Raw genomic sequence first — 16,974 nt, 5'->3', positions numbered from 1 at the left:
CCCTCTCAGTAAGCGAACGTCAGGACGTCGTCGTCACGCGACCCGGCGCCGTCGTCGGGTTTTCGAGCCGGCAGCACGCCCGCGACCCCAGCGCGGACGTACCGCCGGATCAGGAACACCTCGACGCCCGCCAACACCCCGTAGACCAGCGTCAAGGCGACCAGCGACGTCAACACCTCCCCCGGTGTCGACGACGACACGGCACGCGCGGTGAACATCCACACCCCGTCCACCCCGCTCGGGTTCGGCACCACCACGAACGGCTGCCGACCCATCTCGGTGAAGATCCAGCCGAAGCTGTTGGCCAGGAACGGCGTCGCGATGCTGCCCAGCGCGAGCCACTTGAACCACCGGCCGCGCGGCGTCCGACCGCCGCGCGTCAGCCACAGGACCAGCAGCCCCGCACCGACCGCGAGCCCGCCGAACCCGATCATCAGCCGGAAGCCCCAGTACGTGACCGGCAGGTTCGGCACGTAGTCGATCGGCTTGCCCGACAGCTCGCCCAGCTTCGGGTCGACCGGGTAGTTCGCGCCGTACTTCTCCTGGTACAGCGGCACCAGGTCCTCGATGCCCTTCACCTCGGTGGTGAAGTCGTTGTGGGCCAGGAACGACAGCAGCGCGGGCACCGTGATGCTCTTGACGTTCTCGCAGTCGGGCCGCGACACGTCGCCGAGCGCGAAGACCGAGAACGCGGCGGGCGACTCGGTGTGGCACAGCGCCTCGGCCGCCGCCATCTTCATCGGCTGCTGCTCGAACATCAGCTTGCCCTGCACGTCCCCGGTGATCGCGAGCCCGGTGAACGCCGCGACGCCCACCCAGGTGCCGAACTTGACCGACGCGCGCCACACCGGCCCGTCGTCGCTGCGCCGCCACAGGTGCCACGCCGCGACGCCGACCAGGAACGTCCCGGCGACGGCGAACGCGCCGAAGATCGTGTGCGGGAACGCGGCCAGCACGGTGTTGTTGCCCAGGACCGCCCAGATCGACGTCAGCCGGGGCCGCCCGTCGACCATCTCCACGCCGACGGGGTGCTGCATCCACGAGTTCGCGGCCAGGATGAAGTACGCCGAGGCGATCGTGGCCAGCGAGAACGCCCACACGCAGGCCAGGTGGACCTTCTTCGGCAGGCGGTCCCAGCCGAAGATCCACAGCCCGAGGAACGTCGACTCGACGAAGAAGGCGACCAGGCCCTCCATCGCCAGCGGCGCGCCGAACACGTCGCCGACGAAGCGCGAGTAGGCGCTCCAGGTCATGCCGAACTGGAACTCCTGCACGATGCCGGTGACCACGCCCATGGCGAAGTTGATCAGCAGCAGCTTGCCCCAGAACTTGGTCATCGCCAGGTACTTGCGGTCACCCGTGCGCACCCACGCGGTCTGCATCCCCGCCACCAGCAGGGAGAGCCCGATGGTCAGCGGCACCATCAGGAAGTGGTAGACGGTGGTGATGCCGAACTGCCACCGTGCCAGGTCGAGGACGTCCACGGACCGACCGTAGGTCCGAGCCGGGGGTCGGCCTCAGGTACGACGGTCCCCCGGGACCCGGGACCAAGGTCCTGTGTGCGAACTCGCGCTACCGGATTCGCGCTGCCGGAACGTATGGTCCGTGCGGCTCATCGTGGACCTTGGGGGAACATCATGCGGCGGCTTCTCGCGCTCTGCGCGGCCGTGCTCGTCGTGCTCGGCGCTCAACCGGCACAGGCGGATCCGATCGCGGCACAGGCGGATCCGGGCACCAGGGGCCCGTACGCGCAGATGGTCGACGGGGGGCTCACGTTCGTCCCGATGGCCCCGCTGCGGGTGCTGGACACGCGGGACGGCACCGGCACCGGCGGCGTGGTGGGCCCGGTCGGGTACGGCGGCGTGTCCGTGGACCTGACCACGCACCTGCCCGCCTCGGCGACCGCCGTGGTGTTCAACCTGACCGGCACCGAGCCGTCGGAGGACACGCACATCGGGGTGTTGTCGTACGTCGCGATCTCGAACCTCAACCTCAAGGCGGGCGAGACGCGGGCGAACCTGGTCACGGCGGAGTTCCTGGGTGGGGCGCCGCGGCTGAGCCTGACCAACAAGACCGGCCGGGTGCACCTGATCGTCGACCTGGCCGGGTACTACACGACCGACGAGGCCACGCGGTTCACCACGACGGCACCGACCCGGGTGCTGGACACCCGCGCGGGCGCACCCGTCGGCCCGGGCTCGACGCGCGAGGTGGACCTGTCCGCCGTGGTGCCCGCCTCGGCCACGTCGGTGACCTTCAACCTGACCGCGACCGAGCCGACCGCCGCGACCCACGTGACCGCGTACCCGTCCGGCGCGGCCCGGCCCACCGCGTCGAACCTCAACCTGGTGGCCGGCCAGACCAGCCCCAACCTGGTCACCGTCGCCCTCGGCCCGAACCGCCGGACCACGCTGTACAACCACGTCGGCGACACGCACCTGGTCGTGGACGTGGCCGGGTACTACGCCGCCGACCGCGGCGACCGGTTCTTCCCGTCGAGGAGCCGTGCCCTGGACACCCGCGAGGTGGGCGGTCCGCTGGGACCGGGTCGGACCCGCAACGCGGACCTGGCGGGCCGGATCCCGACGTCCGCGAGAGCCGTGTCGCTCAACCTGACCGGCACGAACGTCACCGCCGACACGTACGTGTCGGCCTACCGGACCAGCGCGCCCCGGCCGACCACGTCGAACCTGAACCTTCCCGCCGGGCGGGACACGGCGAACGCCGCGGTGGTGCCGCTCGGCGGCGACGCGGGGATGGTGCTGTACAACAACGCGGGCTCCGCGGACCTGGTCGTGGACGTCGCCGGCTTCTTCGCCACCCCGCCCGGGTGCCTGGTCGACTGCGTGCACGCCTGGGGCGGCGACCTGGACTACGGCCCGGCGCCGAGCTTCCGCCCCTGGTTGTCCGGGGTCACCGACGTGGCCGCGGGCGCCTCCACCGCCTACGCGCTCAAGTCCGACGGCACGGTGTGGTCGTGGGGCCAGAACAACGCCGGCGAGTTCGGCTCCGGCGCCACCGGTGGCCGTTCGGCGGTCCCCCTGCGGGTCCGCGGGCTGACCGGCGTGACGGCCGTGGCCGCCGGCAGCTTCGCCGCGTACGCGCTCACGACCAACGGCACGGTGTGGGGCTGGGGTTCGAACCAGTACCGGCAGCTCGGCCCGGACGTCACCGGCGACTCGAACGTCCCGGTGTGGGTGGGCGGCCTCACCGACGTGACCGCCATCGCCGGCGACCACGTCACGGCGTACGCGCTCAAGTCCGACGGGACCGTGTGGGGCTGGGGCAACTCGGTGCACGGCCCGCCCTACGGCCTGTGCCCCACCGAGTCCGACTGCCTGCCGGGCAAGCCGAGGCGGATCGCACTGCCGCAGCCGGACGGCACCCGGTTCACCGCGATCGCGACCACCAGGGCGTCCACGGGGTTCGCGTTGCGCTCGGACGGCACGGTGTGGGCGTGGGGCCAGAACCGGCGGGGTGAGACCGGCACGGGCTCGCCGCTGGGCGACGACGTGCCGCCGGCGCAGGTCGTCGGGCTGACCGACGCCGTCGCCATCGCGGGCGGCCTCGAGAACGGGTACGCCGTCACCGCCGACGGCCGGGTGTGGTCGTGGGGCTACCACTACTGGGGCCAGCTCGGGACCGGCGCGCCGTGCGCCGACCCGGCCGCCTGCCACTCCGACGTGCCGGTCCAGGTCGCCGGGCTGACGGACGTCGTCGCGGTCGAGAGCGGCTCCTCGACCGCCCTCGCCCTCCGCGCCGACGGCTCGGTGTGGGCCTGGGGCAGCAACAACCTCGCCGGGCACCTCGGCAACGGCACGTCCGGCAGCTGCACGACGACGCCGCGGTCGGAGCACTGCCTGTCCACCACCCCGGTCCGGACCGCGATTTCCGGGGCGAGGGCCATCAGCGGCGGCGGGGTCGCCCTGTTCGCGATCAGGCCGTAGCCCTCGTCCCCGACGGGCGGGGTACGCTGTGGACGCCAGAGGGGAGTAGTTCCCCCGGGTCACCACGACCGGGGCGAGAGGATCGACATACTGATCCGCCCAGCGCGGATCCGGTCCCTCACCCGTTCTTCGGAGCGGGCGAACGAGACCTCCGGCCGGGCAGTGCAGGACGCCCGGTCGGGGTCGTGCTGCCTCCGTCCGGGTTCACATCGGACGTCGGAGGTTCCCGTGGCACCTGAACTCATCGCGGCGGCGACGGCTTTCGCCATCGTCTTCCTGGCCGAGCTGCCGGACAAGACCATGGTCGCCACCCTCGTGCTCACCACGCGGTACCGGGCTTGGCCGGTGTTCGTCGGCGTCACGGCGGCGTTCGCGATCCAGTGCGTGGTGGCCGCGACGTTCGGCGGCGTGCTCACCCTCCTGCCCGACCGGGTGGTCGCGGGCGTGGTCGCCGCGCTGTTCGGCGTGGGCGCGTTCCTGCTGCTCAAAGAGGGTTTCTCGAAGGACGGCGACGAGGCGGGCGCGGCCGCGAACGGACCTGGTCGGGTGACGTTCCCGCGGGCCGCCCTGACGTCGTTCGGCGTCCTGTTCGCCGCCGAGTGGGGCGACGCCTCGCAGCTCGCCACGGCCGCCCTGTCCGCCCGCTACGCCAGCCCGGTGTTCGTCGGCCTCGGCGCGTTCCTGGCCCTGGTCACGGTGGCCGCCATCGCGGTCCTGGTGGGCCGCCGGATCGCCACCCGCATCCCGACGCACCTGATCCAGCGGGTGAGCGGCTTCGTGTTCGCCGCGTTCGCCCTGGTGGCCCTGTGGCAGGCGGTGGTGGGTTAAGCGGTCGCGTCGCGGCTGCGCGTGAGCAGGTGGGCTTCGCGCATCCGGCCGTCGGGGGCGAACCGCCCGAAGAAGTGGACGTCGATGGTGAGGGACTTGCCCCGGTTGACCACGTGCAGGGTGTACCGGGCGGCGATCCGGTCGCCGTCGGCCAGCGCTTCGTGCACCTGCACCCGGGAGGTGGGCCGGTTCTTGCGGACCGGGCGGGTGTGCGCGATCAGCTTCGCGCGGTCGATCGCGTTGCCGTCGGCGAACTGGACCACGTCCGGGGTGTGGTAGCGGTCCACGACGAGTTCGGCGTCCTCTTCGCCGCTCACCAGGTCGTCCGTGAAGGAGGTGAGGAAGTCTGCGATGAACTGCTTCGGATCGGCGTCGACGCGGCCCACGGTGTTCCCCTCTCCGACGATCTCTTACACGCCGTAAGATATCCACCACCCGCCAACTTTGACAAGGTGTAAGACATGCCTGAGGCCGCTGCCCGCAACCGCCGCGCCGACGCCCGCCGCAGCCGGGCCGCGATCCTGGGCGCGGCCGTCCGGCTGCTCAACGGCGACCCCGACGCGGGCGTGGAGGCCGTCGCCACGGCTGCCGGCGTGACCCGCCAGACGGTCTACGCCCACTTCCCGTCCCGGGAGAAGTTGCTGGCCGCGGTGGTCGACCACGTCACCGAGGAGGCCGTCGAGGCGATGGACGCCGCCGACCTCGACACCGGCCCCGCCGCCGACGCCCTGCTGCGCCTGCTCGAAGCCGGGCAGCGGACCGCCGGGCGCTACCCCGTGCTGATGCGGGCCGTCGCCGCGCTGCCGGTGACCCCGGAAGCCGACCACGACCGCCACGCGCCCGTCACCGAGCGGCTGGCGCGGGTGATCCGGCGAGGCCGGGAGACGGGCGAGTTCGACGACGGCCTGCCGCTCGACTGGCAGATCGCCGTCACGGTGAAGCTCGGGCACGCGGCGAGCGAGGAGGTCGACGCCGGCCGGCTGTGGGAGGAGGAGGCGGCGCGCACCCTCCGGATCACCCTCCTGCGCGTCCTCGGCACCGACCGCTGACCCTCCCGGATCTCAGACCAGTCCGTCGAGCTTCACCGTCACCGGGAAGGGCACCGACGTGGTGAACTCGCCCACCACGTCACCGGCGTCCTGGTAGCCGAACTCGCCGGCGAGGTGACACGCGACCAAGGAGATCGGCGGGTCCAGGTCGACGATCCAGTAGTGCGGAATACCCGCGTCGGCGTACTCCCCGCGCTTGATGACCCGATCCATGCGCTTCGAGCCGGGCGACACGATCTCGATCACCACCAGCACCTCGGACGCCTTGAGCAGGCGCCCGCTCCTGGCCGCCTCACGCGGCACGACGACCAGGTCGGGCCGCCGCGAGAAACCGGGATCGCCCGGGGGGACCAGTTCCAGGTCGACGTCCACGTCCTGGATCGCGACCAAGTCGCCGGGCACCTGGTCGCGGAGCTGGACGAACAGCTCACCCGAAGCCATCATGTGGCGCGGACTCGGGCTCGGTGACATCAAGATGCGACCCTCCTGCAGCTCGGAGTAGCCGGGCCCGGTCTCCCCGAGCTCCGCGTATTCGGCGACCGTGAACAAGTGGACGTCCTCGGCCGAGTTCTCCATGTCCTCGGACAGAGCGATCACTTCGTTCCCTTCGTATACGCAGAGTGCAAAATGGGCTACTTTGCGTCAGCGCAACGCGTCAGCGACCTCCTGAGCCGCCCGCACCACCTGCGGCCCCACCACGTCACCGTCCAGCTTCTCCAGGGCCACCACGCCCACGCTGGCCCGCAGTCCGGGCACGCCCCGCACCGGCGCCGCCACCCCGAACGCGCCCGGCTGCAACTCGCCCGTCGAGTGGACCCACTGCCGCCCCTCCGGCGACAGCCCGATGGCCTTGCCCGCCGCGCCCCGGTGCACGGGGTGGCGCGACCCGACCCGGTACGCCACGTGGTACGCCGTCCACGACGGCTCCACCACGGCCACCGCCTGCGCCTCGCTCCCGTCGGCCACGGTCAGGTGCGACGTCGCGCCGACCGCCTCCGCCAACGTCCGCAACGCGGGCTGCGCGGCCAGCCGCAACTGCGGCAGCACGTTCGACGCCAGCCGCAGCACGCCGAGCCCGAGCCGCACCTTCGACCCCTCGCGCCGCACCAGCCCACGCGACTGCAACGGCACCAGCAGCCGGTACACCGCCGCCCGCGACGCGCCGATGGCCGCCGCCAGCTCGCTGATCGACGGCGCCTCCGACTCGGCGTCGGCCACCGCCTGGAGCAGGGCCAGGCCCCGCTCCAGGGTCAGCGAGCTCTCCTTCGACGCGGGCGCCGGCAGCCGGCCGCGGGGATCGGGTCTGACCACGCTCTACCTCTCGTCGGCGGGGACGACCGTGCCGAGGACCTCGGCCAGCCCGACGACCGAACCGCCTTCACCCGGGGCCGTCGCGGTGATCCGCACCGTGTCGCCGTCCTCCAGGAAGGTCCGCTCGCCGTCGTCGAGCACCACCGGCTCCTTCCCGCCCCAGCTCAGCTCCAGGAAAGAGCCGCGCTCGTCGCGGGCCGGGCCGGACACGGTGCCCGACGCGATCAGGTCGCCCGGCCGAACGGTAGCGCCGTTCACCGACAGGTGCGCGAGTTGTTGCGCGAACGTCCACGACATCTCGCGGAACGGCGGCCTGGACACCACCGTGCCGTTCCACTCGACCTCGAGGTCGATGTCCAGGCCCCACGCCCGGTCCTCGACCAGGTACGGCAGCACGTCGTTGCCCAACGGCGGCGGCGACACGCGGGCCACCGCGAACGCCTCCAGCGGCGTGATCCACGCCGAGACCGACGTGGCGAACGACTTGCCCAGGAACGGGCCGAGCGGCTGGTACTCCCACGCCTGGACGTCCCGCGCGGACCAGTCGTTGACCAGCGCCACGCCGAACACGTGCTCGACCGCCTGCGACGGCGTCAGCCGCGACGCGACCGGCCCGCCGCAGACGAACCCGACCTCGGCCTCGATGTCCAGCCGGCCCGTCGGCCCGAACACCGGACCGGCCGACGACCGCCGCTGCCCGTGCGGCCGGACGATCGGCGTGCCGGACACGACCACCGTCCCGGCCCGGCCGTGGTAGCCGACGGGCAGGTGCGTCCAGTTCGGCAGCAGGGCCTCGCCGTCGGGCCGGAAGATGCGTCCGACGTTCTCCGCGTGGTGGCGCGACGAGTAGAAGTCCACGTAGTCGGCCACGGTGAACGGCAGCACGGCGCCGTCCAGCCCGACCAGCTCCGCGCCGCGGGGCGCCGACGTGGCCGAGACGATCTCGACCAGCCGCGCCCGCAGTTCGCTCCACGCGGGCCGGCCGGCCGCCAGCAAGGCGTCCAGCGAGCCCGTGGCCACCAGGGGTTCCAGCCGCTCGCCCAGGGTCAGTCCCCGCAGCAACAACGCCTGGTCGCCCACCCGCACCGCGACACCGCCGGGCACGACGCCGTACGGCAGCGTCTGCGGCCCGAACGGCTCGTCCGCGGTGAACGCGGGGTCCTCGATCCAGCTCACAGCAGACCCAGCTCCTCCAGGTCGGCGATCGGCTCGTCCAGCGAGCACGACCCGTAGGAGGCGAACACGCCGCGAACGGCGTGCGCGGCCTGGTCGGACAACCCGTTGGCCTCCTCGCCCAACGCGACCGCGTCCGTGCTCGACAACGCCTCGCGCACGTCGCCGCCGGACAGCGAACGCGCGGTTGCGACCAGCAGGTTGAGGAACCCGTGGTGGGTGAACCCGGTCTCGGCGTCCGTGTGCCGCACGGCGTGGTGCAGGCCGGCGGTCGCCTTGAAGGCCACGCCGCCGCTGCTCACCACGGCGAGGAAGTCGGCGACCTCGTCCACGCTGGGGAAGTTCTCCTTGCTGACCCCGCCGCAGCGCAGCTTGGGCCAGCTGCCGTGCTCGATGACGCGGCGCACGCCGTCCAGCCACTCGGCGCCGCCCCGGCGGGGCTCGACGACGCGGATGACGTCCTCGGGCACGAACTCGGAGACGCGTTCGAGCCACACCTCGTCCACGTCGGAGGGGGCCGGCATCTCGACCATCCGCAGCGCCAAGAGCTCACTGCGGGACTCGACGATCGACACGGCCTTGGGCACACCTCCCAGACCCGTGTCGATGACCAGCGAGAGGGCGACCGGCTTCACCGGCTTGACCTTGATCAGCTCGGTGATCAGCTCGGCGAGTCGCGAAGCGGGGCACAGGAAGAGACCGACCGCACCGGCCCATTCCCCGGCGCGTGCGTCGAGGTGGCCGCGGACCGCGTCGGGCATCGACGCGTTGCCCGGCGGGAACAGTGCGGCGTCGTCGACAAGCCTCGCGAGCAGGGGCGGAGTGCCGCGTGGACCGGGCGCACGGAGTTCGAAGGCGCTTGACACGGCTGACACGCTAGTGGCGTACCGGTCAATGAACAAAGATGTCCGACTATCGAACGCCCGGAGTGAACCATGGCGTACTACCGCCAGGTGGGTGAGATCCCCCGAAAGCGCCACACGCAGTTCCGCACACCGGAGGGCGGGCTGTACGCGGAAGAGCTCATGGGGGTCGAGGGCTTCTCGGCCGATTCGGCGCTGCTCTACCACCGCCACCTGCCGACCGCGATCGTCGACGCGGTCACCGTCGAAGAGCCGCGCGGCGCGTTGACGCCGAACCTCCCGCTCAAGCCGCGGCACTTCAAGACACCGGCGTTGACCTGGGAGTCCTCCGACGTGGACGCGGTCACCGGCCGCCGCACGCTGGTCGGCAACGCCGACGTGGTCATCGGTTTCGTGACCGCCACCGCGCCCAGCCCGCTGTACCGCAACGCGGCCGGCGACGAGCTGCTGTACGTGCAGTCCGGCGAGGGCGTCGTGGAGACGATCTACGGCGCGCTGCCGGTCGCCGAGGGCGATTACGTGGTGCTGCCGACGTCGTGCACGTATCGCGTGGTGCCGTCCGGGCCCGTGGACATCCTGGTGCTGGAGGCCACCGGACACATCGGACCGCCGAAGCGGTACCTGTCGGCCAAGGGCCAGTTCCTGGAGCACTCGCCGTACTGCGAGCGCGACGTCCGCGGGCCGGCGGAACCGTTGTTGGTCGACGGCGAGGACGTGGAGGTGCTCGTGCGGCACCGCGCGGGCCTCACCCGGTTCACCTACGCCAATCACCCGTTCGACGTCGTCGGCTGGGACGGCTGCCTGTACCCGTGGGTGTTCAACATCCGCGACTTCGAGCCGATCACGGGCCGCGTGCACCAGCCGCCGCCGGTGCACCAGACGTTCGAGGGGCCGAACTTCGTGGTGTGCTCGTTCATGCCGCGCAAGGTCGACTACCACCCGTTGGCCATCCCGGTGCCCTACAACCACGCCAACGTCGACTCGGACGAGCTGATGTTCTACGTCGGCGGGAACTACGAGGCGCGCAAGGGCTCCGGCATCGGCATCGGCTCGCTGTCGCTGCACCCGGCGGGCTGCACGCACGGGCCGCAGCCGGGCGCGGTCGAGGCGTCGCTCGGGGTGGACTACTTCGACGAGACCGCGGTCATGGTCGACACCTTCCGACCGCTGCACCTCGGCGAGGCCGCGGTGGCGTCGGAGGACCCCAAGTACGCCTGGTCCTGGGCACGTCGGGGTCCTGACCTGGATTGATCGACTTTCTGCCGGGGAGTGCCCCTGTTCTGTCGGTGGGTGCCTCTAACGTCTGCCGGCATGGACGCACAAGCGCTTCTGGAGCAGGCCCCGGACGGCCAGGTGGCGAGCAGCGCCACCCGGCTGGCGGGGTTCTCCGGGTGGCAGGGGACGGGTCGCAGCGACACCGCCCTGTGGGGTCTGTGCAAGGGCAGCGGCAAGAACCCGTACCAGGTGTGCGTCGACCTGGGCGACCGGGCGACGAAGTGCTCGTGCCCGTCGCGGAAGTTCCCGTGCAAGCACGCGTTGGCGTTGCAGCTGCGGGACCTGCGCGAGCCGTTCCCGGTCGCCGAGACGCCCGACTGGGTGAACGAGTGGCTGACCCGCCGCAACCGTGCCGCGGGGTCCGCCGGGTCGGCCGCGTCCGACGACTCGCCGGAGGCGGTCGAGCGACGGGCCAAGGCCAAGGAGAAGACGGCCCTGGCGAGGCAGAACGCGGTGCGCGCCGGTGTGGCCGGGCTGACCGACTGGTTGGGCGACGTGGCCGGCGCGGGGTTGGCGGGGCTGCCCGCGCGTGACGCGGCGTGGTGGCACTCGATCCAGGCGCGGATGGTGGACGCGCAGGCCAAGGGGCTGGCGTCGGCGGTGGACGAGGTGCGCGGGATCGTGGCGGCGGGCGGGCCGCGGTGGGCGCACGACGCGGCGGACCGGTTGGGCGGGCTGCACCTGTTGGCGCGGCTGTCGTCGTCACCTGATCCAGTGATTCGCCGTCGACTGGGGTTCTCCGTGGCCGAGGAGGAGGTGCGCGCCGGTCCGGGTTGGACGGACCAGTGGGCGCCGTTGTTGAAGGTGGAGAGCGACGACGGCCTGGTGCGGACCGTGCGGCAGTGGGCTTGGGGGCGTTCGCACGGGTGGGTGGTGGCCGTGCGGCATGCCGGTGGCGGCGGACGCCCCGTGCCGCCGTTGACGCACGGGGTGCAGGTGCAGGGGGTGCTGCACCCGTATCCCGGCGTGCCGCCGCACCGGGTGGCGGTGGGTGAGCTGCTGGTGGAGCGGCAGCCGGAGCCGGTGCCCGCGCCTTCGACGTGGCGTGCGGCCCTGGCAGGTCTGGAGGAGCACCTGAAAGCCGACCCGTGGCAACGCCTCCACCCGCTGGGGTGCGCCTCGGTGCGGGTCACCGCCGACACCGGGCACCTGGTCGACGAGGAAGGCCGCGGCCTCCAGGTCCGGGGCGACCTGGGCCTGGACCAGGCGTTGGCGCTGACGGGCGGCGGGCAGTTCGACGCGTGGGGCCTGTGGAACGGCCGTGAACTGCGCCTGGGCGCGGTCGCCAGGCCGGGCGGAGCACCGGAGGTAGTGGGATGATCACGCAGGCAGCACAGGAACTCCGCCAACACGATCGGGTGATCATCGCCCGACAATGTACGGAAACACCGTTACCGATCCTCGGTTGCATACGAGGAACCGCGACCCACCAACCCCTCCCCGACCACCCCCGACCCAACCACGCCCTTACCGACCACCTCCACCCCACCGACGACCCTCACGAAACCCTCCGGCCGACCTCCACCCCGACCGCCCCGATCCGGATCCCGATGGGCGGCCGGCCATGACCCTCCAAGCCGAATGGGACGAAGCCGTCCAAGCGGCCCTGATCGGCGCACACCGCGCGGGCACGACGCCGACCGCCCTGCTGGACCGCGTCGCGGCCCTGGGCCTGGCCGCACACGGAGCCCAGCTCCCGGCGCCCGTCGACACCCCGCCGCTGCCCGCCGCCCCGGCGTCCGGCGACGTGCGCGCCCACCCGGCCGCGAGGTCCGTGCTGGTCCAGATCCTGGCCCTGGACGACCAGGTGCTGCTCACGGAGTGGTGCGGCATGGCCAAGACGGCACGCGTCGTCGCCGACCACCGCGAGCTGCCCGCGTTGCTCGGCCTGGGCACCGCGCACCCCGGCCTGCGCCCCGCCGTGTCCGCCGTCCTCGGCGCCCGCGGCCGGTGGCTGGCGGCCATCCGCCCGGCCTGGGCCTGGGCCGCGACCGGCGCGGTCGCGGAGGAGATCGACCTCGACCAGGCCCTCGACCTGCCCGGCACGTCCCGCCTCACCGCCCTGCGCCGCGCCCGCCACCAGGACCCGGTGGGGACGCGCGCGTTCCTGGCCGCGCAATTCGAGGTCCAACGCCGCGCCACCGACCGCCAGGTGCTGATCAGCGCCTTGGAGGCGAACCTCGGGCCGGACGACGAACCGCTCCTCGAACGTGCCCTGGACGACCGCGCGATCGGCGTGCACGACGAGGCGTTGCGGCTGCTGCGCACCCTGCCCGCGTCCGACCTGGCCGAACGCGCCGCCGAACGCCTGCACCGCGGCCTGTGGCTGACCGCGGACGGCTTCGACGTGCAGACCGACGAGCTGTGGGCCGACACCGCGCCGGAGCCGGACGAGGCCCGTGACCTGCTGAAAGACGGTTCCGAGGCGGGTGTCGCGGGTCGGTTGCGCGGCGCGGCGGCGAGCGTGCCGCCACAGCACTGGACCGGCCGGCTGAACACCGACGACGAGGGCGCCGCCGCCGAACTCGCACGCGGCCCGTGGGCGAGCTCGTTGCTGCGCGGCGTGGCGCAGAACCTGAAGCTCGCCGACGACGCCCGGCCGTGGGCGGTCGCGGCGACCCGGTCGCTGACCGGCATGGAACAGCTCGAGATGCTCGGCGGCCTGCCCGCCGAGCTGGCCGCGCGCACCGTGGTCGAGGTGTCGCGGCAGTGGAACTACGACCTGCTCGACCACGCGTGCTCGCAGTTGCCCGGCCCGTGGAGCGCGCGGGCCACCGCGGACCTGCTCGACCGCTACGCCGGGATGCGCGACCCGAGGTGGCGCGCCGGCCGTCCGCCCGCGGTGCTGCTGGCCAGGGGTGACGCCGAGGTCCTCGGCGCGAACTGGGCCCGCATCACCGAGCGCTGGCCCGAGCACACCGTCGAACTCGACGTCCTGCGCCTGCGCATGCAGCTGCGCGAGGCGTTCAACCACCGGGAGGAAAGCCAGTGACCACCGAATCCGTGCTGCGGCCCGCCGCGGAACAGCAGTACGCCGCCGAGCTCGCGGCCCTGGCGGCGGCGGACGACCGGCCTCGCCCGCCGCGGTGGCGGATGTCGCCGCAGGCGGTGGTCACCTACGTGCTCGGCGGCACGCTCCCGGACGGCACGGTGATCACCCCGAAGTACGTCGGCGAACGGCGGCTGGTCGAGATCGCCGTCGGCACGCTGGTCACCGACCGGGCGTTGCTGCTGGTCGGCGTGCCGGGCACGGCGAAGTCGTGGCTGTCCGAGCACATCGCGGCGGCCGTGAGCGGCAACTCGACGCTGGTCGTGCAGGGCACCGCGGGCACGGGCGAGGACCAGGTCCGCTACGGCTGGAACTACGCGCGGCTGATCGCCGAGGGTCCGTCCGAGGCCGCGGTGGTGGCGAGCCCGGTGATGACGGGGATGCGCGACGGCGCGGTGGTCCGGGTCGAGGAGCTGACCCGGATGCCCGCCGAGGTGCAGGACTCGTTCATCACGATCCTGTCCGAGAAGACGTTGCCGATCCCGGAGCTGGGGATCCAGGTGCAGGCCGTGCCCGGGTTCACCGTGATCGCCACCGCGAACGACCGCGACCGGGGCGTGAACCAGATGTCGTCGGCGCTCGCCCGCCGCTTCAACACCGTCGTGCTGCCGCCGCCCGCGACCGAGGACGACGAGGTGGAGATCGTGTCGGCGCGTGCCGCCCAGCTCGGCCGGGCGTTGCAGCTGCCCGCCGAGCCACCGGCGTTGGAGGAGGTGCGCCGGGTGGTGCGGATCTTCCGCGAGCTGCGCAACGGGTCCACTGTGGACGGCCGCACGCAGCTGAAGAAGCCGAGCGGCAGCCTGTCCACGGCCGAGGCGATCTCGGTGGTGACCAGCGGCATGGCGTTGGCCGGGCACTTCGGCGACGGCACGATCACCGCCGACGAGCTGGCGTCCGGCCTGCTCGGCGCGGTGGTGAAGGACCGCGTGTCGGACACGGCGGCGTGGCAGGAGTACCTGGAGGCGGTGGTGAAGGAGCGCGCCGAGTGGCGTGACCTGTACCGGGCGTGCCAGGACACGGTGGGCTGATGGCACGCGACCAGCCTTTGCCGGAACGGGTGACGCTGCTCGGCATCCGGCACCACGGTCCGGGTTCGGCGCGCATGGTCGCGGCGGCGTTGGCGGCCGTGCGGCCGGAGGTGGTCCTGATCGAGGGACCACCGGAGGGTGACGCCCTGTTGCCCCACGTGCCGAACCTGACCCCGCCGGTGGCGTTGCTGCTGCACGACGAGGCGGAGCCGGCGCGGGCCGCGTTCTGGCCGTTCGCCGAGTTCTCGCCGGAGTGGCGGGCGATGACGTGGGCGCACGCCAACGGCGTCCCGGTGCGGTTCTTCGACCTGCCGGCCGCCGCGTCCCTCGCCGATCCCGGGACACCCGAGACCCCTGACTCTGAGAACGCGCCGAAGGCGGCGCTCGACCCGCTCGGCACGCTGGCCGAGGCGGCGGGTTTCGACGACCCCGAACGCTGGTGGGAGGACGTGGTCGAGCACCACACCGACCCGCGTGACCTGGCCGAGGCGGTCGCGGAGGCGATGGGCGCGTTGCGGGAGGAGTTCGCCGACCAGGTGGACGCCCGCACGTTGCGCCGGGAAGCCGCGATGCGGCAGAACGTCCGGCAGGCGTTGAAGGACGTCGAGGGCCCGATCGCGGTGGTGGCCGGCGCGTGGCACGTGCCCGCACTGCGCACCCTGCCGCCCGCGTCGGTCGACGCCGCGGCGCTGAAAGGCTTGCCGCGCAAGAAGATCTCGGGCACGTGGGTGCCGTGGAGCCACGGTCGGCTGGCGGCGTCGTCCGGTTACGGCGCGGGTGTCGCTTCGCCGGGTTGGTACGCGCACTTGTGGGAGTGCGCCGAACGTGGCGACGCGTTGCCGCGCTGGTTCGCGAAGGCGTGCGCGGTGTTGCGGGCGGAGGACTTGCCCGCGTCGACGGCGAGCGCGGTGGAGGCGGTGCGGCTGGCGGACGCGTTGGCGGCGATGCGCGGGCGGCCGTCGCCGGGGCTTTCGGAGGTGATGGAGGCGTCGCTGGCGGTGTTGTGCGGCGGTGACGCGACCCCGCTTCGCCTGGTGCACGAGCAGTTGGTGGTCGGCGAGCGGTTGGGCGTGGTGGGCGACGACGTCCCGACGTCACCGCTGGCCGCGGATCTGGCGCGGTGGCAACGTCGCCTGCGGATGCCGGCCAGTGCGGCGATCAAGCCGATGCGCTTCGACCTGCGCAAGGACACCGACCGTGAGCGCTCGAAGTTGTTGCGGCGCTTGGAGGTTCTCGACGTCCCGTGGGGCACGCCGGACACGACCCGGACCCTGGGCACGTTCGCCGAGGCCTGGCAGCTGCACTGGCGGCCGGAGTTCGCGGTCGCGCTGGCCGTCGCCGCCCGGCACGGCACGACCGTCGAATCCGCCGCCCGGACCGTGCTGATCGCCCGTGCCGCGGCGGCTACCCGAGTGGTCGACGCCGCCGAAGCGCTGAGCCAGGCCGTAGGGTGCGAGATCCCGGAGGCCGTCGCCGCGTCCCGCCAGGCCCTGGACCGCTGCGCCGCCGCCGCGACCGACGCCCTGGAACTCCTGTCCGCCCTACCGGACCTGGCGACCACCGTCCGCTACGGCTCGGTGCGCGGCACGGATCCGGAACTGCTTCGCGTCGCGCTGCACGGATTGCTGGCCCGCGGCGCGGTCGGCCTGCCGCTCGCGTGCCGGGGCGTCGACGACGACACGGCGGAACGCGCGGTCAAGGCGGTCGAGGGCGCGGACGACGCGGTGCGCCTGGCCGCCGACGACGAGCACCGCGACACGTGGCAGCGTGCGCTGAGATCCCTGGTCGCGATGCCCGACGCGCACGGCCTGCCGACCGGCCGCGCGACGCGCCTGCTGTGGGAGACGGGTGCCCTGGACTCGGACGAAGTCGCCACCCGTCTGCACCGCGCGGTCTCGCTGGCCGCCGGCGCGACCGCGTTCGTGGCGGGCTTCCTGCGTGGATCGGCCGCCCTGCTCACCGCCGATCCACGCCTGTTCGGCGTCGTGGACGAGTGGCTGACCGGCCTGTCCGGCGGGGATTTCGCCGCCGCGCTGCCGCTCCTGCGCCGCGCGGTGGGCGACTTCAGCCCGGCCGAGCGCCGGATGCTCGGCGACCGGGTCAAGGGCACGACGGCGGGCGGTGCGATGGCGGCGAGCGACTGGGACGAAGAGCTCGCGGCCCGTCTCGCCGGTCACGTGCGCGATCTGCTGGGTGCGGGCGCGTGACGCGCGTGGCACACGCGGCAAGGGCGGTCGGGTGCCCGGCAGGCTGCGGGCGGGGCGGCAGCGATCCGGCAGTGCGGCCGGTGGCGGGCGGGGCGGGGTCGGGGGTGGGCCGGGTCGGGGGTTGGGATGGGTGGTGGTTGGTCGGGGCTCCTCATGGTTTTAACCGAGGGGCCGTAACAGTGTTTCCGTACATTTTCGGGCGATGATCACCCGATGGTGTGACAGAAGGCCCTGGGGTGGCCGG

At 72.8% G+C, this 16,974-nt stretch carries 14 protein-coding genes; 8 read left to right on the top strand and 6 right to left on the bottom strand.

Features of this window, described 5'->3' with window-relative positions; all coding sequences use genetic code 11:
* Positions 1–5: 5 nt before the first annotated feature.
* Positions 6–1,484 (bottom strand): cytochrome ubiquinol oxidase subunit I, encoded by a 1,479-nt coding sequence (locus tag AB0H12_RS13470; protein WP_499623111.1) that lies wholly within the window; start codon positions 1,482–1,484, stop codon positions 6–8.
* Between the two features lie 153 nt (positions 1,485–1,637).
* Here AB0H12_RS13470 and AB0H12_RS13465 point away from each other — a divergent pair, with 153 nt between their 5' ends.
* Both AB0H12_RS13465 and AB0H12_RS13460 read left to right on the top strand, forming a co-directional pair.
* A complete protein-coding gene (locus tag AB0H12_RS13465; protein WP_499623110.1) occupies positions 1,638–3,947 on the top strand; it encodes an RCC1 domain-containing protein in 2,310 nt (769 codons plus the stop codon).
* 228 nt (positions 3,948–4,175) lie between these two features.
* Positions 4,176–4,775, top strand: coding sequence for a TMEM165/GDT1 family protein (locus AB0H12_RS13460; RefSeq protein WP_499623108.1), 600 nt, complete (start codon positions 4,176–4,178; stop codon positions 4,773–4,775).
* Here the strand turns inward: AB0H12_RS13460 and AB0H12_RS13455 are convergent.
* Positions 4,772–5,161, bottom strand: coding sequence for a nuclear transport factor 2 family protein (locus AB0H12_RS13455; RefSeq protein ID WP_499623107.1), 390 nt, complete (start codon positions 5,159–5,161; stop codon positions 4,772–4,774). The genes AB0H12_RS13460 and AB0H12_RS13455 overlap by 4 nt on opposite strands.
* A 75-nt stretch (positions 5,162–5,236) precedes the next feature.
* On the opposite strand from AB0H12_RS13455, the gene AB0H12_RS13450 reads away from it, so the two are divergent.
* Positions 5,237–5,824, top strand: a complete 588-nt coding sequence (locus AB0H12_RS13450; RefSeq protein ID WP_499623106.1) for a TetR/AcrR family transcriptional regulator — start codon at positions 5,237–5,239, stop codon at positions 5,822–5,824.
* Positions 5,825–5,836: 12 nt separating this feature from the next.
* On the opposite strand, the gene AB0H12_RS13445 is transcribed toward AB0H12_RS13450, so the two are convergent.
* Genes AB0H12_RS13445 through AB0H12_RS13430 form a run of 4 tightly spaced genes read right to left on the bottom strand, consistent with a single transcriptional unit; the run spans position 5,837 to position 9,174 of the window.
* Positions 5,837–6,421, bottom strand: coding sequence for a Uma2 family endonuclease (locus AB0H12_RS13445; protein ID WP_499623105.1), 585 nt, complete (start codon positions 6,419–6,421; stop codon positions 5,837–5,839).
* Between the two features lie 45 nt (positions 6,422–6,466).
* The gene (locus tag AB0H12_RS13440; RefSeq protein ID WP_053714875.1) at positions 6,467–7,135 is read right to left on the bottom strand and encodes an IclR family transcriptional regulator; all 669 of its coding nucleotides are present in this window, start codon (positions 7,133–7,135) and stop codon (positions 6,467–6,469) included.
* 3 nt (positions 7,136–7,138) lie between these two features.
* A complete protein-coding gene (locus AB0H12_RS13435; protein ID WP_499623103.1) occupies positions 7,139–8,311 on the bottom strand; it encodes a fumarylacetoacetate hydrolase family protein in 1,173 nt (390 codons plus the stop codon).
* On the bottom strand, positions 8,308–9,174 hold the full coding sequence (locus tag AB0H12_RS13430; protein WP_498771148.1) for a hypothetical protein: 867 nt from the start codon (positions 9,172–9,174) through the stop codon (positions 8,308–8,310). The genes AB0H12_RS13435 and AB0H12_RS13430 overlap by 4 nt, the downstream gene beginning before the upstream one ends.
* Positions 9,175–9,243: 69 nt before the next feature.
* On the opposite strand from AB0H12_RS13430, the gene AB0H12_RS13425 reads away from it, so the two are divergent.
* The 5 genes from AB0H12_RS13425 (at position 9,244) to AB0H12_RS13405 (ending at position 16,730) form a co-directional block, all read left to right on the top strand.
* Positions 9,244–10,422 carry a homogentisate 1,2-dioxygenase gene (locus tag AB0H12_RS13425; RefSeq protein WP_499623102.1) on the top strand — a complete coding sequence of 393 codons (1,179 nt, stop codon included), beginning with the start codon at positions 9,244–9,246 and terminating at the stop codon, positions 10,420–10,422.
* A gap of 60 nt (positions 10,423–10,482) precedes the next feature.
* Complete coding sequence (locus AB0H12_RS13420) at positions 10,483–11,766, top strand: SWIM zinc finger family protein (RefSeq protein ID WP_499623101.1); 1,284 nt, start codon at positions 10,483–10,485, stop codon at positions 11,764–11,766.
* A gap of 244 nt (positions 11,767–12,010) precedes the next feature.
* Positions 12,011–13,438 (top strand): DUF5691 domain-containing protein, encoded by a 1,428-nt coding sequence (locus tag AB0H12_RS13415; RefSeq protein ID WP_499623100.1) that lies wholly within the window; start codon positions 12,011–12,013, stop codon positions 13,436–13,438.
* Positions 13,435–14,523 (top strand): ATP-binding protein, encoded by a 1,089-nt coding sequence (locus tag AB0H12_RS13410; protein ID WP_499623098.1) that lies wholly within the window; start codon positions 13,435–13,437, stop codon positions 14,521–14,523. The genes AB0H12_RS13415 and AB0H12_RS13410 overlap by 4 nt, the downstream gene beginning before the upstream one ends.
* Positions 14,523–16,730 (top strand): DUF5682 family protein, encoded by a 2,208-nt coding sequence (locus tag AB0H12_RS13405; protein WP_499623096.1) that lies wholly within the window; start codon positions 14,523–14,525, stop codon positions 16,728–16,730. Before AB0H12_RS13410 ends, AB0H12_RS13405 begins: the two co-directional genes overlap by 1 nt.
* The last annotated feature ends 244 nt before the right edge of the window (positions 16,731–16,974 follow it).

Origin of the sequence: Actinosynnema sp. NPDC023794, assembly GCF_040639675.1 — a bacterium.
GTDB lineage: Bacteria > Actinomycetota > Actinomycetes > Mycobacteriales > Pseudonocardiaceae > Actinosynnema > Actinosynnema luteola.
The sequence above is the reverse complement of the archived record's forward strand: the minus strand, read 5'-3'. Positions and strand labels throughout refer to the sequence as shown.

Bases quoted from the DNA above. Each gene is read 5' to 3' on its own strand.
- AB0H12_RS13450 (WP_499623106.1), top strand. From the start codon at position 5,237: ATGCCTGAGGCCGCTGCCCGCAACCGCCGCGCCGACGCCCGCCGCAGC.
- AB0H12_RS13405 (WP_499623096.1), top strand. From the start codon at position 14,523: ATGGCACGCGACCAGCCTTTGCCGGAACGGGTGACGCTGCTCGGCATC.
- AB0H12_RS13420 (WP_499623101.1), top strand. From the start codon at position 10,483: ATGGACGCACAAGCGCTTCTGGAGCAGGCCCCGGACGGCCAGGTGGCG.
- AB0H12_RS13415 (WP_499623100.1), top strand. From the start codon at position 12,011: ATGACCCTCCAAGCCGAATGGGACGAAGCCGTCCAAGCGGCCCTGATC.
- AB0H12_RS13425 (WP_499623102.1), top strand. From the start codon at position 9,244: ATGGCGTACTACCGCCAGGTGGGTGAGATCCCCCGAAAGCGCCACACG.
- AB0H12_RS13465 (WP_499623110.1), top strand. From the start codon at position 1,638: ATGCGGCGGCTTCTCGCGCTCTGCGCGGCCGTGCTCGTCGTGCTCGGC.